The sequence below is a fragment of the Gordonia sp. (in: high G+C Gram-positive bacteria) genome, assembly GCF_047600565.1.
Lineage (GTDB): Bacteria > Actinomycetota > Actinomycetes > Mycobacteriales > Mycobacteriaceae > Gordonia.
This window is the reverse complement of the sequence record NZ_JASGKN010000001.1, coordinates 2,128,141-2,149,803: the sequence shown is the minus strand read 5'-3', so window position 1 is coordinate 2,149,803 and position 21,663 is coordinate 2,128,141. Positions and strand designations below refer to the sequence as shown.

At 71.9% G+C, this 21,663-nt stretch carries 13 protein-coding genes and 1 pseudogene; 3 read left to right on the top strand and 11 right to left on the bottom strand.

Features of this window, described 5'->3' with window-relative positions:
* Nucleotides 1-78: 78 nt before the first annotated feature.
* The 10 genes and pseudogenes from QM774_RS10485 to QM774_RS10440 form a co-directional block, all read right to left on the bottom strand.
* Nucleotides 79-1,260, bottom strand: a complete 1,182-nt coding sequence (locus QM774_RS10485) for an acyl-CoA dehydrogenase family protein (RefSeq protein ID WP_414975814.1) — start codon at nucleotides 1,258-1,260, stop codon at nucleotides 79-81.
* Nucleotides 1,257-2,531, bottom strand: coding sequence for a salicylate synthase (locus QM774_RS10480; RefSeq protein WP_414975813.1), 1,275 nt, complete (start codon nucleotides 2,529-2,531; stop codon nucleotides 1,257-1,259). Before QM774_RS10480 ends, QM774_RS10485 begins: the two co-directional genes overlap by 4 nt.
* Nucleotides 2,532-2,559: 28 nt before the next feature.
* Nucleotides 2,560-3,894 (bottom strand): lysine N(6)-hydroxylase/L-ornithine N(5)-oxygenase family protein, encoded by a 1,335-nt coding sequence (locus tag QM774_RS10475; RefSeq protein WP_414975812.1) that lies wholly within the window; start codon nucleotides 3,892-3,894, stop codon nucleotides 2,560-2,562.
* A complete protein-coding gene (locus tag QM774_RS10470) occupies nucleotides 3,887-5,422 on the bottom strand; it encodes a pyridoxal phosphate-dependent decarboxylase family protein (RefSeq protein WP_414975811.1) in 1,536 nt (511 codons plus the stop codon). The genes QM774_RS10475 and QM774_RS10470 overlap by 8 nt, the downstream gene beginning before the upstream one ends.
* Nucleotides 5,419-6,825, bottom strand: a complete 1,407-nt coding sequence (locus QM774_RS10465; protein ID WP_414975810.1) for a peptide synthetase — start codon at nucleotides 6,823-6,825, stop codon at nucleotides 5,419-5,421. Before QM774_RS10465 ends, QM774_RS10470 begins: the two co-directional genes overlap by 4 nt.
* On the bottom strand, nucleotides 6,822-9,101 hold the full coding sequence (locus QM774_RS10460) for a penicillin acylase family protein (protein ID WP_414975809.1): 2,280 nt from the start codon (nucleotides 9,099-9,101) through the stop codon (nucleotides 6,822-6,824). The genes QM774_RS10465 and QM774_RS10460 overlap by 4 nt, the downstream gene beginning before the upstream one ends.
* The gene (locus tag QM774_RS10455) at nucleotides 9,098-10,900 is read right to left on the bottom strand and encodes an IucA/IucC family protein (RefSeq protein WP_414975808.1); all 1,803 of its coding nucleotides are present in this window, start codon (nucleotides 10,898-10,900) and stop codon (nucleotides 9,098-9,100) included. Before QM774_RS10455 ends, QM774_RS10460 begins: the two co-directional genes overlap by 4 nt.
* Nucleotides 10,897-14,934 (bottom strand): amino acid adenylation domain-containing protein, encoded by a 4,038-nt coding sequence (locus QM774_RS10450; RefSeq protein WP_414975807.1) that lies wholly within the window; start codon nucleotides 14,932-14,934, stop codon nucleotides 10,897-10,899. Before QM774_RS10450 ends, QM774_RS10455 begins: the two co-directional genes overlap by 4 nt.
* Before the next feature lie 34 nt (nucleotides 14,935-14,968).
* Nucleotides 14,969-16,601 (bottom strand): annotated as a pseudogene (locus QM774_RS10445) ((2,3-dihydroxybenzoyl)adenylate synthase).
* Nucleotides 16,598-18,232 (bottom strand): long-chain-fatty-acid--CoA ligase, encoded by a 1,635-nt coding sequence (locus QM774_RS10440; protein WP_414975806.1) that lies wholly within the window; start codon nucleotides 18,230-18,232, stop codon nucleotides 16,598-16,600. The pseudogene QM774_RS10445 and the gene QM774_RS10440 overlap by 4 nt, the downstream one beginning before the upstream one ends.
* Before the next feature lie 193 nt (nucleotides 18,233-18,425).
* Here QM774_RS10440 and QM774_RS10435 point away from each other — a divergent pair, with 193 nt between their 5' ends.
* From QM774_RS10435 to QM774_RS10425, 3 genes are all read left to right on the top strand, one after another.
* Nucleotides 18,426-18,683, top strand: coding sequence for an acyl carrier protein (locus tag QM774_RS10435; RefSeq protein ID WP_414975805.1), 258 nt, complete (start codon nucleotides 18,426-18,428; stop codon nucleotides 18,681-18,683).
* Nucleotides 18,684-19,946 carry a wax ester/triacylglycerol synthase domain-containing protein gene (locus tag QM774_RS10430; protein ID WP_414975804.1) on the top strand — a complete coding sequence of 421 codons (1,263 nt, stop codon included), beginning with the start codon at nucleotides 18,684-18,686 and terminating at the stop codon, nucleotides 19,944-19,946.
* Between the two features lie 230 nt (nucleotides 19,947-20,176).
* On the top strand, nucleotides 20,177-20,530 hold the full coding sequence (locus QM774_RS10425; protein WP_414975803.1) for an O-methyltransferase: 354 nt from the start codon (nucleotides 20,177-20,179) through the stop codon (nucleotides 20,528-20,530).
* A gap of 16 nt (nucleotides 20,531-20,546) precedes the next feature.
* Here QM774_RS10425 and QM774_RS10420 read toward each other — a convergent pair whose 3' ends face one another.
* Nucleotides 20,547-21,653: a beta-mannosidase gene (locus QM774_RS10420; protein WP_414975802.1), complete on the bottom strand. Its 1,107-nt coding sequence runs from the start codon at nucleotides 21,651-21,653 to the stop codon at nucleotides 20,547-20,549.
* Nucleotides 21,654-21,663 lie beyond the last annotated feature (10 nt).

Genomic DNA, 21,663 nt, shown 5'->3' with positions numbered 1-21,663 from the left:
ACGCGTCGTTTCTCAGATGTTTCTCAGCAGTGTCGGGCGATGACTCGATCCATCGCACGATGTAACGATCACCGACCGTCAGATCAGGTGCCGGGAGAGGTCCTGATACCCGGCGGTGTCCGGGCGCATGGCGGCGGCGACCAGCTCCCACAGCACCTCGTCGGAGCCGCCGCCGATCCGGCCCAGCTTGATGTCCTTCCACCAGCGGCCGAGCGGGGTCTCGTCGGTGAGGTAGCCGGAACCGCCGAAGATGTGCAGGCATTCGCCGGCCACCTCCTCGGCCAGGCGCACCGCGGTCACCTTGATGGCGGCGGCGGTCCGCAGGTTCATCGGGCCGGCCGCCGCGATGCCGTCGAGCGCGAAGCGCAGCGTGTCGACGCGGGCCTGCAGATCGGCCACCCGCAGCCGCAGCGCCTGATGGTCGAAGAGGCGTTTGCCGAACTGTTCGCGGTCCATCATCCGGGCCAGTGTGATGCCCAAGATGTAGTCGCACGCCGAGGCGACCTGCGCGGCCACCGAGAGACGTTCGTGGGCCAGACCCCAGCTGATCACGGCCAGGCCCGTGGCCGGCCGCGCGATCAGGGCCTCGGCCGGCACCCAGGCGTCCAGCTCGACCGGCGCGGTGTCGAGCGGTCCGGCCGACAGCTTGCGGTACCGGTCGCCGACCACCACGCCGGGTGCATCCATGGGCACCGCGATCACCACGTTGTTGCCTTCGGTGCTGCCGTCCTCCTCGCTGCGGGCGACGGCGATCATGTGGCCGGCGATCGGGGAGAGCGAGCAGAACTTCTTGCGTCCACGCACCCGGTAGCCGTCGGCGCCACCCGAGGACTCCGGGGTGATGACCGTGCCCACGATCTGCAGATCGGAACCGCCGGACTCCTCGGAGGCGCCGATGCACAGCACCTCGTCGCCGTCGATGGCGCGGTCGGCGAGCGCGGTCAGATAGTCGGTCTTCCCGAAGCGGCGCAGGGTCGCGATACCGGAGTCGTGCAGGCTCACACCCACCCCGATCCCGGTCGACGCCGTCCGGCCCAGCCGGTAGCCGAGTTCGAACAGCTTCGCGACGTCCGGCCGGGTGGCGCCGGCCCACTTGGCCCGGAACACTCCGGCGGCGCCGAGCCGGGTCAGCAACGGGCGGGGGAACAGTTCGGTGCGTTCGGCGTCGATCACTATGGCGGCCACCTCGTCGTCGAAGACGTCGTCGAGCAGCGCCCGGTAGTCGTCCAGGCTCAACGGCTGCGTCACGGTCGCGGTCATCGGGCCGCCTCCACGAGATACGGCGCCACACTGCCCAGCTTCTCGCAGGTCTCGGTGAACTCGCGTTCCGGATCGCTCTGGGCGACGACGCCGGCACCGGCGCGCAGCCAGCTGCGGTCACCGTCGCGGTACACCGAGCGCAGCACCAGGGCCGCCTCGAGATCACCGGCCGACGACGCCGTCACCACCGCCCCCGAGTAGACGCCGCGGCGCGACGCCTCGAGGCGGTAGACGGCGTCGACGGCCGGCGCCTTGGGGATGCCCGATGCGGTGACCGACGGGAACAGGACCTCCAGGGCGTCCCACGCCGAGTGCGGCTCGGCAAGCCGGCCGACCACGGTGGATGCGGAATGCTGGACGCTGCCGCGGGGCCGCACCGACATGAACTCGCTGACCGCGGTGGTGCCGGGCACCGCGACGGCGGCCACCTCCGCGCACGAGGTGCGTACAGAGATGGCGTGTTCGACGATCTCCTTCGCGTCGTTCTCCAACTCCTGTTTGAGGGCGGCGTCGGCGTCCGCGGAGATGCCGAACGCGCGTGTGCCGGCCAACGGCTCGGTGGTGATCAGGCCGTCGGCGGCGACCGCGCCGACCAGCTCGGGCGAGAAGCCGGCGGCCTGCAGACCGCCGAGATCGAACAGGAACGACCGCGCCGGGGTGTTGGCCAGCCGGCCGGCCAGATAGGTCGCGGGCACGTCGACGTCGAACGGCACCGCCACCTCGCGGGACATGATGACCTTCTCGTAGCGGCCGCCGCGGATCTCGTCGATCGCGGTCGCGACACGGCCCCGGTAGCCGGTGGGGTCGTCGGTCACCGGCAGTGGGCGGCGGGTCTCGTCGTCGACGCGGATCGGCGACTGTGCGAGGTCGAGCATGCGGTCGCGCAGCTCGTCGTCGACGCCCTCGAAACGGAGGTTGCCGTCGGCGTCGAGGAACACCTCGAACTCGGGCACGAACAGGTGCGCGAGGACCGCGTCGTCGTCGAGGTGGCGATCGGCTCCGAGGAACGGCGCGCAGAAGTCGAAGGCCACCCAGCCGTAGACCCGCCACTCGTCCAGGTCGAGTCCGGCGAGCGCCTCCTCCACAGCCTGCGCCGGCCGGACGCCCCGTCGCCGGAGGTCCCCGGCGGTCAGCACGATCTGGTGCCGGACGCCGCCGGCGAACACCCACGCGTCGGCCCCCTCGTACACGAGGTGGGTGTCGGCGAGTCCGGCGCGCGCCCAGGTGGCGCAGATCTCCGGTTCGCGCACCAGGGTCGTGGTCGCGGTCATGTGATGGTCCTTCCGGTTTCCGGAGTGGTCAGTCGACGGCGACGTCGTCGCCGGGGGCGAAGCTGGTGAACGCGGTCTGCCGCTGCAGCCGGAACTCCTCGCGGCCCAGCACGGTGTTGAGGATCTTGGCGTTGCGGACCGCGCCGATGTCGAGATTCGGCGACGAGACGCCGTAGGCGTGATGTTCGGCGTTCGCGACGAACACGCGGTCGGCGAGCGCACCGTCGGCGGCGACCGAGTGGTTCGCTTCGATCTCCAGCCGTCCCCGCGAGTCGCGTCGCAGCAGCCCGTCGATCGGATCCAGGAAGGTGGGCCGGCGCTCGGTGTACCCGGTCGCGGCGATCACCATGCCGGTGCGGTGCTCCAGCGGTGTACCCGTGTCGGCGTGCCGTCCGCGGACCCGGAGCCCGGTGTCGCCGTCCGGTTCGATGCCCTCGATCTCGACACCGTTGCGGAGCTGCACCGGCGCCGTCTTGCCGAGCAGTTCACGGCGGTACAGCAGGTCGTGGACGCGGGCCAGCGTGTCGGTGGAGATGCCCTTGTGGAACTGCCAGTGGCCGCGCCGGACCTCCTCCCGGGTGTCCTCCGGCAGGGAATGGAAGTACTCCATGTAGGCCGGCGTCGTCATCTCCAGGGAGAGCTTGGTGAAGTCCAGCGGTGCGAACCACGGGGTGCGCGTCCACCACCGCACCGCCGGCCCGCCGTCGAGGTTCGCCTCGAGGAGATCGGCGACGATCTCCGCGCCCGACTGTCCCGAACCGATCACCGTCACCGACTCGGCGGCGTGCGCCTCGTCGCGGTGGAACAGGTAGTCGGCGCTGTGGATCAGGGCGGGCGAGTCGGCGGCCACCGCATCCGGAATGAACGGCTCGGTGCCGATCCCGGCCACCACGTGTGCGGCGTGCACGGTCTCCGGGCCGTCGGCCCCGGTCAGCTCGACCACGAAGTGACCGGCCGCGGAGTCCCAGTGCACCGCGTCGACGGTGGTGCCGAAGCGGAGACCGGACAGTTGATCGATCACCCACAGCAGGTAGGCCTCGTATTCCCGCCGGGTCGGGAAGAAGTCCTCGCGCACCAGGAACGGGTACAGGCGGTCCACGTCGGCCAGGTACGCCAGAAACGACAGCGGATGGGTGGGGTCGACCAGCGACACCAGATCCGACAGGAAACTGACCTGCAGCTTGGCGTCGTCGAACATCAATCCCGGATGCCAGGCGAAGCGGTCACCGGAGTCGACCACCAGCACATCGAGGTCGTCGACGGTGGAGGCGAGGGCGGCCAGGCCGAGGTTGAACGGTCCGCAACCGACGGCGAGGACGTCCACCGGCCGGCGGGCCGGGTCGTGGGGTGTGGGGTCAGTCATGCGTGGCTCCTGCATTGGCGGCGGTGATCGGGTTCAGGCCCTCGGACTCGACTTCGAGCGCGACCCGCAGGACCTCGTCGAACAGCCGGTCCAGGTCGGCGGTGGTGGTCTCCGGGTTGAGGAGGGTCAGCTTCAGGCAGGTGCGGGCGTCCGGTCCGTCGGGGATCCGCACCTGCGTCCTGCCGATCAGCGCGGTGCCCGAGCTGATCAGGCGGCGGCGCACCTCGGCGTTGACGCGGTCGCTGTCCGGGTCGTCGCACAGGTAGCGGAAGACGACGGTGGTGAGCGTGGCCGGCGACACCAGCTGCAGCTCGGGTTCGGCATCGATCCGGCGCTCGGCGGCGCGGGCCAGATCGTGGCAGTCGTCGAGCATGTCGCCCAGGCCGCGGCGGCCGTAGGCGAGCAGCGTGGTGGCGACCTTCAGGACGTCCGGGCGGCGCGTGGTCTGCAGGGTCAGACCCAGCTGCCCACCGAAACCGGCCTCCAGGTCGTCCTCCGGATTCAGGTAGGCGACCGACCGGTCCAGGGATGCGAAGCCGTCGAGGTCGGCCAGCAGCAGCAGGCTGGCGGCCGCCGGCTGCCAGCCCACCTTGTGCAGGTCCAGCGTGATCGAATCGGCCGCGCCGATCCCGTCGAGAAGCCCGGCGAACCGGTCGGAGAAGAGCGCGCCGAAACCGTAGGCGGCGTCGACGTGCAGCCACAGGTCGTGGGCCCGCGCGATCGCGGCGATCACGGGGAGCGGGTCGACGGTGCCGAAGTCGGTGGTGCCGGCGGTCGCGACCACCGCGATCGGGGTCCGTCCGGTCTCGTCGAGCCGGGCGAGGGCGGTCTCCAGGGCGGACGGCAGCATGCGGTGCTGCTCGTCGCAGTCCACGGTCACCACCGCCGACTCGCCGAGACCGAGCGCCGCACAGGCGCGCTGCAGCGAGAAGTGGGCGACCGCGCTGCACAGCACGACCGGATCGCCCAGGGCGCCGACGCCGTCCCGGCGGATGTCCGCGCCACGGGCGGCGCCCGCCTGGTCGCGGGCGATGAGCAGGGCGAGCAGATTCGAATACGACCCGCCCGGGCCGAAGACGCCGCCGGCGGTCGGCGGCAGTCCGGCGAGCCCGGCCAGGGCGTCCACGGCCCACGTCTCGATGGCGAGGGTGGCCGGGCCGGAGTCGTAGGTGTCCAGGGAGGCGTTGGTGGCGCTGGCGAGGGCATCGGCGGCGACCGCGACCGTCAAGGCGGGCGGCTGCAGGTGCGCGGCGCACAGTTCATGGGTGAGGTTCAGGCCGTAGTCGTGCACGATCTGCGCCATGGTGGCGAGCGCCGCGTCGGCACCGATCCCGTCGGCGGGCAGACGGGCGGCACCCAGTTCGCCGCGCACCCGTGCGAGGACCTCGTCGGGGGCGCCCGCCGGCAGCGGCGCGAGCCGGCCGCGGTCGGTGACGGAGGCGGCGGCCTCGATCAGCTGCCGGCCGACGTTCGTCCATCCGGGGCCGGGCGCCGAGAACCGGCTCTCCGGCGAATGCGATTGCTTCACGCGTGTGCCTCATCGTCGTCGGGGTGGGAGCGGGGAATGCCGGCCAGCAGCCGGTGGAGGGGCAGGTCTGCGGAGCCGGGGACGGCCCGGAGTAGGTCGCAGAGGGTGTCGGCGGCGCGTGCGGCGAACGCCGGACCGGGGACCGGCTGCACGTCCACCTCGAGGTGTGCGTCGTCCCGGTCGCCGATCTCGATCGCCAGCGAGAGCGGATAGGGCGCGATGCCGCTGCACACCGAGCGGTAGGCGACCGCGCCGCCGGCGGGAACCGGCACCCCGCGCATTGGGGCGTTGCGTACGGAGGCGAGCACCTCGACCACCGGGAAGCGCCCGCCGGCGGTCCGCAACTCGGTGAGGACGGGACCGAAGTCGACGGCCGAATGCGCGAGCGCCCGGTAGACGGCGGCGCAGCCGGTGCGCAGTGCGTCGCCGACGGTGCAGGCCGGATCGAAGGAGAACCGGATCGGCACGATGTTGCCGCAGTAGCCCACCCGGTCCGGGGTCTGGTCGGCACGACGATTGTCGGCGGGCACCAGCAGCACGTGATCGGCGGCGCCGGTCGCGGCGGTCACGGTCAGCGCGATCAGCACGATCAACGCCGCGTTGCCGGTGCCGCCGGCCTCCGGGGCGACGGCGGTGAACGCGGCGAGGTCGGCGGTATCGAGGGCGCGGCGCAGGTGCGTGCCCGGTGCCTCGTCGAGCGGGGCCAGCCAGCTGTCCTCCGGGGTCGTCGCGGGTCGTTCGCCGGACAGCGGGAACCGCATATCGTCGGCCGCCCAGGTGGCGCGCGCATGATCGACGGCGGCCGCCAACGACCCGGCTGCGGGACCCTCGGCCGCCCCGGCCGCTACGGCACCGGTCCAGCGTCCGGCCAGCACCGAGCCGAGCAGCAGCGGCCACGACGTGTCGTCGACCGCCAGGTGATGGAAGCTCAGCACCGCCGTGTCACCGATCACGCGCGCCCGGATCGGTGCTTCACGGGTCAGATCGAACGGCGTGCGCGCCAGGGCGGCGGCCACCGCGTCCGGGTCGTCGCCGTCGGGACCGGAACCCAGTGACCAGCGCCGTCCGGGTTCGATCCAGCGGCCGGCGACGGTCGTGGGGATCCGGCGCGGCGTGCCCTGCTCGTCGACCGCGATGGTCGACCCGAGCGCCTCGGCGTTCGCTACGACGGCCTCGACACCGGCCACCAGCCGGGAGGCCGGCACGCCGTCGCAGTCCAGCACCAGGGTGATGTTGTGCGACACCGAGCCGGGATCGAGGGCGTGGATCCGCCACATGCGGCGTTCGGCGACACCGAGCCCGTCGTCGGCGGAGGGCGCCGGCGCGGTGGTCGGTGCGCTGCCGGCCTGCCGGGCGAGGCGGCGGCGCAGCAGTTCGCGGCGGGCGTCGAGGGTGTCGGTCATCGGAGTGCTCCGGTCACGGCGCCGGCGCGCAGGGCCGCCCAGTCGCTGACGATCGGCAGCAGATCGCCGGCCGCCCAGAGGCCCAGTTGGTCCTGGAAGTGCGGCGACGACGGATCGCCGTGTGCGCCCATCGGCACGATCCAATGCCCGGCGTCGCGGTCGTCGAGATCCCAGATGTAGCGGGCGGCCGAGCCCACCCGGCACTGGTCGTCGAAGCCGACGGCGGCGGCGTTCGCGAAGACGCATTCGGCGTCGCCGCCGAGTGGTGCTCGCTCGGGACGGACCGCTGCGGACAGGTCGGGATGGACGGGCGAGGCGCCCATCAGGTCGAAACCGTGAATCGGCGCGAACCGGTGCAGGGAACCCCAGGTGGGGACGTCGTCGGGGTCGACGGCTGCGGCGACCGCCTCCAGCGCCGACGCGGTGAGGGCGTCCAGGTCGATCCCCAGGTCGCCGGCGCGGTGCAGGACGGTCGGCAGCGCGGCCGCGATCCGGGGATGGGGCACGAACCACGGGTCGAGGATCGCGGTGAACCCGTGTGGCGCCGCCAGGGGCGCGAACACCGGGTGGGCGGCCAGGGCGGCCACCAGCCGGCTCCGCAGGCTCGCGAACAGGTAGGCGCCGGTGCTGTCGACGGCCATCGCGCCGTCCCATGCGGTGATGCGGTCCCGGAGCTGCCGCGCCTGATCGGACAGTCCGTTCACCCGGGCGACGAGGTCGCAGAGTCCGGCGGCGTCGGCGAGCTGCACGTCGCGGTGGATTGCGGCGCACGCCTGGCCGTCGATCGCCTCGTCGGCCGTCAACAGGGCGTCGATGCGGTCGGCGCGCGCCGGGGCGACGGTCTCGGTGGTCACCGGCTGCAACGGCGGGCAGTCCGCGATGCGCTGATTCGCGATCACCGTGTGGCCGTCGACGGCCGGGTCGAAAGCGGCGTCGGCGACGGAAGCGCCGTGGTTCCCGGTCCACGCGTAGCGGGCATCCCACCCCGGCACCGGAAGCCAGTAGTTCTCCGGTGCGCGCCGCGGCATCGCGCCGGCCACATGGCGGTGCACGCGCCCGGTGCCGTCGGCGATCACGATCCGGTTCACCGGCTCGGACCAGTCCGAGAGTGCCTGCTCGACGTCGGCGATGGAGTGAGCGAAGAGGAGATCGAGGACGGCGTCGAACCCGAAACCCTCGGATTCGGAGAGCAGCGGCGTGCGCAGACTCAGCGCGTACGGCTCGTCCGGTCCGCCCAGGATCACCGGGCCGTTGCCGGTCACCACCACCTCGACCGCCTCGTCGGGCGCACCGGCCACCGCGATCCGTTCGGTCCACGATGCGGCCGGCACCTCCCCGTCCGGGGTGAGTGCCAGGACGGCGCCGTCGGCGCGGGTCAGGCGTTCGCGGTACAGGTCCTGGTAGTCGCCCATCGCGTTGGTGATCGCCCACGCGACCTCGCCGGCGTGCGCGAAGTGCGGGACGCCGGGGACACCGGCGAACGCGAAGCCGACCACGTCGAACTCCGGGCAGGCGAGCTGGCATTGCAGGTAGATGCCGGGCAGCTCCAGGAAGCGGTGCGGATCGCCGGCGATCAGGGCCCCTCCGGTGGCGCTGTGGCCGCCGGCCACCGCCCAGGCATTGCTGCCGGACGGCGCGTCGCCGTGCGCGACGTCGCCGGGAGCGGTGCCGGTGCCGTGGTGGGCGGTACCCAGACCGGGGTCGGCGAGGAGTTCGGCGAGGAACGCATCGTCGGGGAGCGGCGGGACGCCGCCCCGGTTCTCGGGGTCGTCGCCCTCCAGATCGACCAGGGTCAGACCGTCGCGCCCGACGGCGCGCAGCGCGTGCAGACGCCACAGCTTGGTGGTGAACCGCCCGAACAGGATGTGGTGCATCAGGAAGACGGCGATCGGCGTCCACGGCTGCCACGGCGCCGGCCGATGCCGCAGCTCCACCAGCTCCGGCGCGGTCGCCTCGTCCAGGGTGCTGTTCACGCCGGCGGCGTAGGCGTCGAGCAGTCCGCGGGTGCGCGCCGACGACCGCTCGTAGGCCGAGCGGGCCGCCCGGTCCATGCCGGAACGGCGAGCGAAACGGTCCCAGTCGACGGCCGTCGACCCGAACGCTTCGGCGGTGCGGCCCTCGGCCCGCAGACGCAGGAACTCGATCTGCCAGGCCCGGTCGAGCGCACACGCGCGGCCCTGGCCGTAACAGACGCCGGCGGGCGTGCCGGCCCAGATGTGCGGGATGCCGTGGTCGTCGCGGAGGATCTCCACGTTCTCGTCCGTGGGGGTGGTCATGACATCGCCGCCGTCAGGTCGGTGCGGCGCACCCGGTCGTGCACCGCGATCGGATTGGTCAGGGTGTGCCCATCGGCGACCATGTCGGCGTACGGGATCTCGTGGTCGGTCATGCGGCGGCGATTGCCGATCTGCAGCCGGTTCAGGTGGATGGCGCCGAAGGCGGGGGCGAACAGGTTCCACCGCTCGAAACGGCCGGCCAGGTCAGGGTGCGCATCGCGCAGCGCGTTGATGCTCGCCGCGACCTCCCACCAGAAGTCGTCGTCGGCGATCAGGCCGTGACCGTGCAGCAGCGCGGCCAGCGGCCGGAAGAAGTCGTCGAAGACGTCCGACAGGACGCCGAGGTTCCGGGTCTCGTCGGCCTCCACGGTCCGGGCACGGGCGCACTCGTCGGGCAGATCGTCGTCGCCGAGGACGAACACCTCCTCGCCGATGTCCTTGAGGATCGTCCGCTGCGGGATGCCGTCGCGATGGATGAGGATGAGGTTCTCGCCGTGCGGGGAGAACTTGAGCTCGTAGGCGTAGAGCAGGTAGACGATCGGGTGCAGGTACGCGTCCAGGTAGCGGCGCAGCCAGGCGCGGGCGGTCAGCCCGGACCGCTCGATGAGTGCCCCGATGAGGGGCGTCCCGGTGTGATCGACGTGGAGCAGCGCCGCCATCGTCATCAGGTCCTCGCCGTCGCGCAGCCGGGGGATCGGCGACTGCCGCCACAGCGCGGCGAGCAGCTTGCGGTACTCCGAACCGGGTCGCGTGGCGGCCTCGAATGCGGGATTGCGGTAGCCGGCGGCGGCGATCTCGTAGAGCACCTCGAAACCGATCGACCGCAGGTAGGCGTCATCGCCGATCCGGCCGCGCACCCACTCGTTGATCCGCGGGGTGGTGCTCATGTAGTCCGCGGACATGCCGCGGGTGAAGCCCATGTTGGTGATGGACAGCGACACTTTGGTGTAGCAGCGCTCCGGGTCGGTGACGTCGAACAGCGTCCGGATGGACTGCTGCGGACGGTAGGCGTCGTCCGATGTTCCCAGCTCCACAATGCGGCCGTCGGCGAGCTCGGTGGCCAGCAGTCGCGCAGCCCGGTTCCGCCACTGCCAGGGATGGGCGGGCAGGTACCGGTAGTCCGCCGGATCGAGGCCGCGTGAGGCGAGCACATCGGCGAACACGGCGAGACGCGCGGCGCCCAGTTCGGACTCCAGGAGAGCCGGGTAGTCGACGCCGTCCATCGCGGCGAACTCCACGTCGCCGGCCCGGATCGCGAGCCAGACGAGCCGGAACTCCGGCCCGAACTCGGGGGCGTACCGGGGCAGATCGTCGGCGCTGAAACCGACGCGGCCGGCGTTCGCGATGAAGCACGGATGGCCCTCGGTCATCGCCGCCTCCACCCGCTGGAAGTCGGCCACCCGGTCGCCGGTGCCGCCGGCCAGCCGCCGCACGTCGACGCGGCGCTCGGCGGGGCGCTGCGCACCCAGCGTCAGGGTGTTGATCAGCTCCTCCAGATAGCCGGCGAGATCGTCGCCGGACAGCCCGAGGGTCGACGCCAGATCGGTCACCAGACCGACCGGATCGAGCGGCGCACCGGCCCCGTCGATGCTGCGGCGCAGACTCGCCTCGTCGATGCACCACGAGTCGAGGGCCAGGACCTCGGCGTCGAAGAGATAGTCCGTCCGGCCGTCGTCGGAGGTGACGGCGTAGCGCCCGTCGGGCAGCCGCCGCGGGGTGATCACCTGCTCGTGGCAGAGCTCGGCGAGGATCTTGACCGCCAGCCGGGTGCGGTACCCGTCGTCGACGTCGCGCGTCATGCGACCGTCACCCCCGGATCCACCCGGGTGCCGCCGTCGGTGACGCGCAGGAAGTCCTCCCGCGTGCAGTAGCTCAGGCGAGCGGTCTTGGCGCCGACCGGATGATCACCGGCGACCACGAAGCCGACCGCCGCATTCAGTCGATGCACCGCCGTGTTGCGGACATCGGGCTCGACGACCACGCGCTGAGCACCGGCCTCGAAGAAGGCGGTGCGCATGATGAACAGCATCACCTCGGCGGTGAAGCCGCCGATGGGGTCGTCGGTCGGCGCCACCAGCAGATGCATGCCGATGTCGCCGGGCGCCGGAACATAGCCGCTCGCCGGGTCGGCGAGTTCGCCGGCGGCCGGGTCGTACAGCTCGAACAGGAACCGCGGGTCGCCGTCCACCCGGCCCAGCCGCAATCCGTGCGGTGCACCGGTGTCGGCGTCCCGGATCATGCCGGCGACCTCGCCGTCGGTGGCCTCGGTCATCTCCCAGAACGCGGACTTGGGATGGTGCAGCCACGAACGCACCAGGGCGGTGTGGCGCTCGGCGTCCATCGGCTCGGCGGACAGCCGGTCGCGCAGCGGGGTGTTCGCCAGCTCGGCCGCCACCTCGTCGTCGGACATCGACATCACCGCCAGATATTCGTGGGCCGCGGCGCCGGCGGCCGGGCCGCCCGCCTCGCTGATCCGGCCGGCGAGGTCGGCGACCGTGCGCCGGGCGAAGACGTCAGCCACGCTCACGCCGGGAGCGGCGAGCCATTCGCGGGCCTGCGCGATGAAGCGGGTCGCCAGCACCGAGTCCACACCCAGGTCCAGGAAGTCGTCGTCGACACCGATCTCCGTCGCCGGCACCAGCTGACCGAGAAGATCGACGAGGACCTCCTCGATCGGGGTGCGCGGCGCGGTCCCGCCGGCGGCCGGTGCCTCGGCCGACGCGGCCAGTCGCTTCCTGTCGAACTTGCCGTTCGCGGTCAGCGGGAGCCGGTCGAGCACGGTCACCGTGCGCGGGATCATGTGCGGCGGCAGCAGATCGGTCAGCGCGGAGCGCAGCTGCGCGGCGTCGACGTCGCCGGAACGCGTGCCGGCGGCCGGGGCGACCGCGGCCCGCAGGTCACGCCCATCGGACCAGGCGACGGCGGCACCCACCGCCGGCAGGCCCAGCAGGGCGGCCTCCACCTCGCCGAGTTCGATCCGGTAGCCGCGCACCTTCACCATGTGGTCGGCGCGGCCCAGGTAGTCGAGGAACCCTCCCGGCAGGTAGCGCAGCACATCACCGGTCCGGTACCAGCGCACGCCGTCGTGGTCGACGAACCGGTCGGCGGTGCGTCCGGGGTCGCCGCGATACCCGGCGGCGACGCCGGGGCCGCCGATCCAGAGTTCGCCGGGGACGAAGTCGGGCCGGTCGCGGCCGAGGTCGTCCACCACGCGGCAGCGGACACTGGCCAGCGGCGTGCCGTAGGGCACGAACGTCGCGTCCTCCGGCAGATCGTCGGCCGCGCAGTAGGTGGAGTGGATGGCGGTCTCGGTGGTGCCGCCGAGACCGGCGGCCCGACAGTGCGGCGACTGGGCGGCCACCCGGTGCAGCAGCGTGACGTCCACCTTGTCGCCGCCCATGATGATCTCGCGCAACGACGGCGGCAGCGGCGCCAGATCCAGGATCATGCCGAGAATCGACGGAACGCAGTTCAGCACGCTCACCCGATGGTCGGCGAGGAGGCGCACCCAGTCGTCGGTCCTGGTCGCGGCGTCGTCGCCGGGCACCACGACGGCTCCGCCGACGGCGAGCAGAGCGAAGACGTCGAAGACGGAGAGATCGAACTCCAGCGACGACACGAGAAGACTGCGGTCGGCGTCGGTCAGGCGGAGTCGATCGACGAGATCGATCAGGGTGGCGACGGGCGCGCGGTGCGGCAGTTCGACGCCCTTGGGCGCACCCGTGGATCCGGAGGTGAACAGCACGTAGGCGAGGTCGTCACCGGTGACGGCGACCGGTTCGGCGGGGGCGTGGGTGCGGGCGGTGTCCAGGTCGAGAATGGCCGCGGGGGTGCCGGTCCACACGGCGGTCCGGTCGGTGAGAACGGCGGCGGGTGCCGCGACCGACACGATGCGTTCCCGGCGGGCCGGCGGCTGGGCGGGGGAGATCGGGACGTAGGCGGCGCCGGCGCCCAGGACACCGATCGCGGCGGCGATCTGGGCGCCGCTCTTCGGCAGATCGAGGACCACGGTGTCGCCGCGGGTGACGCCGGCCTCGGCGAGCGCACCGGCGATCCGCCGTGCCTCGTCGGCGAGCTCGGCGTGCGTCCACACCCGCTCGTCGGAGATCACCGCGGGCCGGTCGGCGCGCTGCGGTGCGGCGGCCAGGAAGCCGCCGTGGAGGGAACCGTCGAACGGCCCGTCGGCCGGCAGCGGGCGTTCGGCGGCACGTCGCTCGGCCCGGACCCGCTCGTCGACCGGATCGGGGGCCGGCTCGTCCCATCGGCCGTCGATCAACCGGCCGAGTGCGGCCAGGTAGTAGGCGAACATCGCGTCGGCGGCGCCGTCGCGGAGCGCGGAGACCCGGACGTCCCAGTTGAGCAGCAGCCCACCGGCCACCTCGGTCACCTGCGCGTCGAGCAGCACCTGCGGGCCCTGCGAGACGATCCACGACGGGGAGCCGAACTGGTCGTTCACGGCCGGGGAGAACAGCTCGCCCAATCCGAGGGCGCTGGTGAACACGACCGGTGAGACCAGCGGCTCGCCGTGATGCCGGCTCAGTTCGCGCAGCACGTCCAAGCCGCTGAACGTGCCATGCGATGCGGCCTCGTGCAGCTCGGTGCGGATCGCCGCCGCCCGCTGGGCGAGGGTGGCCGGCTCGCTCAGATCGACGCCGATCAGGATCGACGACGTGAAGTCGCCGACCACCTTCTCCAGGTCGGGATGCTCGCCGTCCGGGTCCGCGGAGTGACGGTCGAACATCGGCACCGTGAGCAGGAAGCGCGGTGAGACGGTGTGGGTGCCGATCGCCTCGGCGAAGGCGGCGGCCACCGCGGCGGCGGGCGTGACCCCGTGGTTCCGGGCGTGATCGGACAGCCGGCGCCAGTCGGCGGCATCGATCCGGTGGTGCAGCCGGACGGTGCGGGCGCCGCCGGGTTCACCGCCGTCGACCGTCGGCAGTTCCGGGGGTCCGGGCAGGTCCGCGATCCGGTCCCGCCACCATGCCGCGTCCGCGTCGTTCACCGGCTGGGCGGCGCGCACGGCGCTGAGGTCGCGGTAGGTGCTGTGCAGCGCAGGGAGATCGTCGCAGAGGTACAGGTGGGCCAGATCGTCGACCAGGACCCGGTAGCTCATCGCGTCGGCGGCCAGCATGTCGACGTCGAGGTGGATCCGTGATCCGCCCGACGGCAGCAGGGTCAGCTCGGCGCGGAACGTGCCGCCGTCCTCGACCGGAAGACGACGGTGCGTGCCGTGTTCGCGGCGCCGCTCCAGTTCGGCGGCCGCCTCCTCGGGGGTCGCCGACCGCAGGTCGTGGACCGCGCACGCATCCGGGTGGACGTCGACGATCCGCTGGGTGCCATCGGCGTTCATCCGGGCACGCAGCATCGGGTGCCTCCGCGCCAGCGCGTCGACCGCCTCGGTGAATCGTGGAGCGTCGATCGGGTGGTCGGTGTCGAACTCGACGTACAGGTGCGCGGCGACGCCGCCGAGTGCGTGGCTGCCGGAGCGCCCCACCCAGTAGGCGTGCTGCATGGGCGCCAGCGGGAAGTCGTCGCCGGCCTCGTCGCCCGCGGTGTCACCGGTGGACGGCCGGACGGCGTCGGGTGCGATGGCGGCGTCGCCGAGGAGCGCGGTCCATGCGGCGAGGGTGGGGCGTGCGGTCAGCCGTTTGAAGTCGACGTCGAAACCCCGTTTGCGCCACTGCCCGGCGAGCCGCATGAGGCGCAGCGAATCGAGCCCGTGCATCACCAGGTCGTCGTCGGCGCCCAGAGTCCCGGCCTCGACACCGAGCAGGGCGGCGACCTCGTCGCGCACGTCGAGCTGCGTCGTGACTTCCGGACCTGCTGATGACATCGGTGGGACCTCGCTGGGGTGGGAGTGGACGGATTCAGGAACGGGCCGGCAGGCTCGCGCTGAGCGCGGCCTTGTCGACCTTGCCGATGGCGGTCACCGGGATCGACGGCACGACGTGGAGTTCATCGGGCAGTTTGAAGGCGGCCAGACCGCGATCGGTCAGGAACTCGCGGAGCTCGACGAGCTCGAAGCGTCCGTCCCGGCGGATGCTCGTGCGAGGTGACGACGAGCGCGGAGATCCGTTCGCCGAGCCCCTCGTCGGGGACGCCGATCACGGCCGCCTGGCGCACCGACGGATGTGCGATCAGGTTCTCTTCGACGTCGTCGGCGGCCACGTTCTCGCCGGCGCGCACGATCGTGTCCTTGATGCGTCCGGTCACGGCGAGGTGGCCGGACGGCAGCCGCCGGACCTTGTCGCCGGAGCGGTAGAAGCCGTCCGGCGTGAATGAGGCGGCCGCCCGTTCGTCGCCGCGGTAGTAGCCGCGGATCGTGTACGGGCCGCGCACCAGCAGTTCCCCTTCGGTGCCGTCGGGGACGTCGTCGCCGTGCTCATCGACCACACGCACCTCGTCGAGGTCGCACATCGGGCGGCCCTGCACCCGGTGCACCAGGTCTCGTGGATCGTCGCGGCGCGTGAAGCAGATCAGCCCCTCGGCCATGCCGAACACCTGCTGGGTGACCGGCCCGAGAGCGGCGTCGAGGGCCTCGGCATCGGACTGCGCCAGTTTGGCGCCGCCCACCAGCAGCAGCCGGAGCGACGAGAGATCCGCCGGCTCCCACTCGGTGGCGGCGCACCACACCTGAGCGAGGGCGGGCACGAGCGCGGTCACGGTCACCCCGCGCCGCTCGATCACGTCGAACGCCGCATCCGGACTCGGATCGTCGGTCAGCACCGCGTGGCCGCCGGCCGTCCAGGTGCCCAGGATGCCCGGGCAGCACAACGGGAAGTTGTGGGCGGCGGGGAGCGCGGCGAGGTAGACGCCGTCGGCACCGAGCCCGGCGACCTGTGCCGAGAGCCGGGCATTGAGTTCGTAGTCGTCATGGGTGCGGGCGATGAGCTTCGGCAGACCGGTGGTGCCGCCGGAGATCAGCAGCAGCGCCGGCGTGGCCGGATCGGCGGCGGCGGGCAGGTCCGCCCCGTCCGGGTCGGCGTCCGGCAGGGCAGCGAACGGACCGGGGTCGCCGGCGACGAAGACGTGTCCGACGGACGGGACGCGAGCGGTCAGCTTGGCGGCCAGGTCCCGGTAGTCGTAGCCGCGGGCACCGTCCTCGGTCACGTAGGCGACGGCAGCGGAGCCGGCGGCGAGGTGGGCGATCTCGGAGATGCGGTGTGCCGGCAGGGTCATCACCGGCACCAGGCCGGCACGCAGAAGACCGAGCAGCGTCACCGCGAACTCCACCGAGTTGTGCTGCTGCAGCACCACGCGGGAACCGGGCTCCAGGCCGGCGGCGGCGAAGCCCGACGCCCGGCGATGCAGGGCGTCGGTCAGCTCGGCGTAGGTCAGCGTGCGGTCGCCGTCGCTGACGGCGGGACGGTCCGGGGTGGTGCTCGCGTGATCGGTCACGATCCGCCACAGCGGCCGGCCGGCGAAGACCCCGGCCGCGTCGTAGCGGTGCGCGGCGTCGTCGCGATACGGAACGAAACCGGTGAGCAGATCGCCGGTCACGACGCTGCTCCGGCCACCAGGCCCGCGGCGATGCCGCGGCGGATCTTGCCCGACGGGGTCTTGGGAAGTTCGCCCTTGCCGATCAGGCTGACGGCGGAGACCGGGACGCCGACCGCGTCGAAGACGGCGCGGACGATGTCGTCGTGGATGCGCGCCGCATGCTCGTCGTCGCCGGTGGTCTCGGCGATGACGGCGATGCCTTCCCGGCCGCCGGTCCGCCGGTGCGGCACCGCCGCGACATTGCCGGTGCGGACGCCGTCGACGGTGCCGGCGGCGCGTTCGATGACCGTGGGCGACAGATTGCGTCCGGACACGATGATGACGTCTTTACTGCGGCCGGCCACGACGATCTCACCGTCGGCGGTGAGGTATCCGAGGTCGCCGGTGTCCAGCCAGCCGTCCTCGTCGACCGCGTCGACGAAGCCGCCCGGTGTCAGGTAGCGCGCGGTGACCGAGCCGCCCCGCAGCAGCAGTGCGCCGATCCGATCGGCGGGCAGTGGTCGGCGGTCCCCGTCGAAGACCTTCACCTCGAGGCCGTCGACCGGCCGGCCGAGCCGGACATGGGTGCGGGCCGCGGGGTCGTCGGAGCGGACCACGGTGCTCGCCGACTCGGCGGCGTCCGCCTCGATCCGGTCGAGAGCGAACCGGCGCTGCGGGGAGTCGAAGGACACTGCGAGGGTGGTCTCGGCCATGCCGTAGCTCGGCAGCATCGCCTCCGGACGCAGCCCGAAGCGTGCGCCCTCGTCGAGGAAGAGGTTCATCGAACGCTCGTCGATCGGTTCGGCGCCGTTGATCGCGATCCGCAGGCTCGACAGGTCGAAGGCGCCGTCCGGGGCGCGGCGCAGCCGCTTGGCGAGGACGGCGTAGGCGAAGTCGGGCGCCGCGGTGCAGGTGCCGCCGAAGCGCGTGATCAGTTCGGCCCACGCCTGCGGCTTGCGGAGGAATGCGAGCGGGGTGGTGATGACGGCCTCCACTCCGGCGATCATCGGCATCAGCAGCATGCCCACCATGCCCATGTCGTGATAGAGCGGCAGCCAGCTGACGGCCACGTCGTGTCCGGTCGGGGCGATCGCGGCCTCCATCGCCCGATGGTTCTGTTCGACGTTGCCGAAGGTGATGGCGACGGCCTTGGGGGTGCCGGTGCTGCCGGAAGTGAGTTGCAGGATGGCGAGGTCGTCGGCGTCGACGGGGATCGCGTCGGCGTCGGGATGTCCGGCCAGGGACGGCAGCGGCAGGGCGGGGGCGCCGAGGTCGTGGCCGTCGAGGGCGGCGGTGAACGGCTCGCCCAGCACCACGGCCGTCGCGCCCAGCATGGCGATCACCTCGCGGGTCTCGGTGAGCCAGACCTCCAGATCGGTGCGCGGCGTGGGCTGATGGAGCATCGTGAACGACGCCCCGCGCATCCAGATCGCCTGGACGAGGTCGGCGACGTCGCCCGGGTCGCCGGCCAGGACGGCGACGGCATCGCCGTGGCCGACGCCGGCTGCGGCCAGCCCGGCGGCCGTGCGGCGGGCATCCGTGCGCACCTGATCCCAGTTCCGGTAGCGGAGATCGGCGGGGTCGTCCCCGCTGTGCAGTCCCGTCTCCGTGGGTGCCGGAGCGGTGAGCCACGACTGGACGAGAGTGCGCATCGGGGGATTCCTCCAGGGAGATATCGCGAAACGGCTGACTCGCGGAACAGGCGAGGCTAACCTCATGAAAGTGAGGATAGGTATACCTTGCCTACTCGCCGGCAGTCCACTAGGTTCGCCAGTGACTCTCGCCACGCCCCGCGATCCACGCGAAGTGCGAACGGCGACATTTCACGAGCTCAGGAGGCCAATCGTGTCGGACCATGTCGAGAACGTCCTCAAGGAGATCCTCGTCGGGGACCTCGATCTCTCCCCCGACGACGTGAGTGGTGAATCACGTCTCGTCGAGGACCTCGGACTCGATTCGGTCGGCTTCGCGATCGGCGTCGTCGCCATCGAGGAACGCCTGGGCGTCAAACTCACCGAACGCGAGATGCTCGAGACCTCGACCGTCGACGACCTGGAGACCCTCGTCCGTTCCCGACTGGCACCGGCCGACGCGGGCGTCTAGATGATCGACCTCGGACCGCAGGACCACACGTACCTGCATCTGGAGACCCCGGCCCGGCCCATGCACTGGGCGATGCTGCTGCGACTCGATCCCGCCGCCGGGCCCCTCGACCTCGACGCGGTGCGCCGCCGGGTCGCCGAGCGCGCCCACCGGTACGAGATCTTCCGCACCGGGATCACCGGCGGGCGCTGGCGCCGGCCCCGGGTGCAGACCGTCGACGCGATCGATCCGGACGTGCAGGTCGTCGAGCACACCTACGACGACGACGCCGGCCTCCACACGGCGATCGGCGCCCTGATGGGCGAGCATCTCGAGCGCGGCCGGCCGTTCTGGCAGCTCACCGTCTTCACGCCGCGGCATCCCGGCGATGCGCAGCACCTGTTGCTCCGCGTGCACCACAGCCTGTCAGACGGCATCGCCGGCGCGGCGTTCTCGGCCCTGCTCGCCGACGGTGACGACGCCGAGCTCGCCGAGTTCGACCGATTCGCCACCAGCCCCCGCTTCCACGTGAGCGGCATCGACGCGACCGACCTCGCAACGGCGAAGGCGGCCTTCGGAGCGTCCTGGGAGGAAGGCGCCGCCGGCCGCGACTGGCCGCGGCTCGGCGACGCCGGGCACCGTCAGACCACCTGGCTGAGCGTGCCGACCCGCGACCTGCGGCGGGCCGCGCGCGCCCGGGACGCCTCCGTGCACGAGTACCTGCTCGCGGCGACCGGCGCCGCGCTCAGCGCTGCGCCGCCGACCGGTACGGCGGCGCAGAACCTGCGGGTCACCCTGCCGGTCACGCTCGACAAGGAATTCCGCCACACCGGCAACGCGGTCGCGGTCTCACTGCTGAACCTGGCCGGGAACCGGAGTGCGATCGACGAACAGCTGCCGGCGATCCGGACCCAGCTCGAACGGATCGAGCGGGACCGGCCCGAGCTGTACCTCGCCGCCGCCGACGACGCCCCACGCGCACCCTGGCCGATCTTCCGGGTGCTGTCGAACGCATCGATGCGGAGGATGTCGCCGGACGTCCACATCGGGATCAACCCCGGCTTCACGCGTGTCCGCACCGTCCTCGGTACATCGATCGACGACCTCATCGCACTGTCGCCGCTGGTCGGCTACTCGTTCTCGGTCACCGTCCTGGTCCTGGGCACCCGGACGAGCTTCGGCGTCGTCGTCGACGGTGACCGGCTCGACGGGTACGGCGCACGCTTCGCCGACGCCTTCACCCGACGACTCGCCGACGCCGACGTGTCCACCGAACCGGTCTAGGAAGGAACCCGACATGGGCAAGCTCGCTCCGTCACCGCTCGATCCCCGCGCTCGCGGCGTGGCCGAACGACTGCAGAAGGCCAGTCGCCGGCAGTCCCTGCCCCCGATCCTCCCGATGCTGCGGCACGCGGCACCTGGGATCCGACGATGACCGAGCACGGCAAACAGTGGCTGGCCGACAAGTACGTCGTCCTCGACCCGGAGAAGGCCGCGCTCTGCTACCTGGAGTCGTGATCGGCACCGAACACGAGCCCGGCAAGGTCGCGGCGGCACGGCAGAACCTGGAGGACGCCGGCCTCGGCGACTACGCCGACATCCTCGAGCGCGACCTGCGCGACACCCTCGTCGACATCGACGCGCCGATCGACTTCGTGCTGGTCGACATCTGGATCCCGATGGCGGCACCCGCACTGAAACTCCTGGCCCCGAAGCTGCGGCGCGGTGCGCTGGTGGTATGCGACAACGTGGTCAGCGGGGCATCGCACTACCGCGAGTACACGGACTTCGTCCGCGACCCGAACGGGCCGTTCCAATCGGTGACCGTGCCCGGGCAGGGCGGCCTCGAAGTGTCGATGAAGCGCTGAATCAGAGCAGGCCGGGTCAGACCAGGCTGGGCCACAGCGGGTCGCCGGGACCGATGTCCAGCGTGCACTCGGACGGACGGGGATCCGGCACGTACGACCACGCGAGCACGCCGGCCACCCCGTGGCCGCGCAACTCCTCGATGCGCGCGCGCAGGGCCGACGCCCGTTCGTCGAGGGGACGGCACGACCCGCCCTCGTAGCCGAGCTCGGCGACGAAGAGAGGCTTCCCGAGCTTCGTGGCCTGCTCGATGCGCGCCGGGATCGACTCGGTGTCCGGGACCGGGTCGGTGAGCGTGTAGTCGTGGTACTCCAGCACGTCGATGCCGTCCGAGGCGCCGACCGTGGCGTACTGATCGCCGGCGGTGCCGCACTGACCGCCGCCGGTGAGCCCCGCGAACAGCAGATGCGTGGAGTCGATGGAGCGGATCAGCGCACCGGTCTCATCGAAGAAGGTCCGCAGTACGGCGGTGGCGTCGGCCGGACAGGTGCGGTTGCGGTAGTCCTTGCAGTCGCCGGTGCCGCAGACGCCGGGCTCGGCTTCGCCCATCGCCGTCCAGCCGACCAGCATCGGCTCGTCCTTCCAGCGGTCGACGGCGGTGCGCACCCAATCGGCGTAGGTCCCGTGCACCGACTCCTTCGCGGTCTTCCAGCCGCCGGTGTAGAAGTCGTGGTCCCGGAACTTCTCGCCGTCGCAGGATCCGTCGCCGGCGGCCAGCACCGGCAGCACCAGCTGGTCGTGGCGGGTGGCGGCGGCGAAGACGTCGTCGATGCGGGAGAAGTCGGCCTTGCCGTTGTCCTTGCGCTGGGTGAACGGCGCGAACAGGGAGAACCGGGTGAGGGAGCGCGGCGGCAGGGCGTCGAAGTACTGATCCAGGTCCACTTGAGCGCCGCAGCCCACGTTCAGCGACCAGTCGGTGCCCAGCTGGTAGGCGTTGAAACCGGTCGGCCACCAGGCCTTGCCGTCGAGCTGCAGGCCCTTCGCCGTCGCGGTCACCCGATGGGACGGAAGATCGCCCGGACCCGGGTCGTGCGAGTTGTGCCAGACCACGAAACTGCCTCCGATCAGCAACAGGAGGAGCAGAGCGAGTTCGCTCAGCACCCAGTCGCGTTCCCCGGCTCTCATCGGCGGTGAG

Excerpts from the sequence above, each read along its gene's own strand:
- QM774_RS10480 (WP_414975813.1), bottom strand. The coding sequence starts at position 2,531 with ATGACCGCGACCACGACCCTGGTGCGCGAACCGGAGATCTGCGCCACC.
- QM774_RS10430 (WP_414975804.1), top strand. The coding sequence starts at position 18,684 with ATGATCGACCTCGGACCGCAGGACCACACGTACCTGCATCTGGAGACC.
- QM774_RS10475 (WP_414975812.1), bottom strand. The coding sequence starts at position 3,894 with ATGACTGACCCCACACCCCACGACCCGGCCCGCCGGCCGGTGGACGTC.
- QM774_RS10455 (WP_414975808.1), bottom strand. The coding sequence starts at position 10,900 with ATGACGCGCGACGTCGACGACGGGTACCGCACCCGGCTGGCGGTCAAG.
- QM774_RS10485 (WP_414975814.1), bottom strand. The coding sequence starts at position 1,260 with ATGACCGCGACCGTGACGCAGCCGTTGAGCCTGGACGACTACCGGGCG.
- QM774_RS10460 (WP_414975809.1), bottom strand. The coding sequence starts at position 9,101 with ATGACCACCCCCACGGACGAGAACGTGGAGATCCTCCGCGACGACCAC.
- QM774_RS10420 (WP_414975802.1), bottom strand. The coding sequence starts at position 21,653 with ATGAGAGCCGGGGAACGCGACTGGGTGCTGAGCGAACTCGCTCTGCTC.
- QM774_RS10450 (WP_414975807.1), bottom strand. The coding sequence starts at position 14,934 with ATGTCATCAGCAGGTCCGGAAGTCACGACGCAGCTCGACGTGCGCGAC.
- QM774_RS10465 (WP_414975810.1), bottom strand. The coding sequence starts at position 6,825 with ATGACCGACACCCTCGACGCCCGCCGCGAACTGCTGCGCCGCCGCCTC.
- QM774_RS10440 (WP_414975806.1), bottom strand. The coding sequence starts at position 18,232 with ATGCGCACTCTCGTCCAGTCGTGGCTCACCGCTCCGGCACCCACGGAG.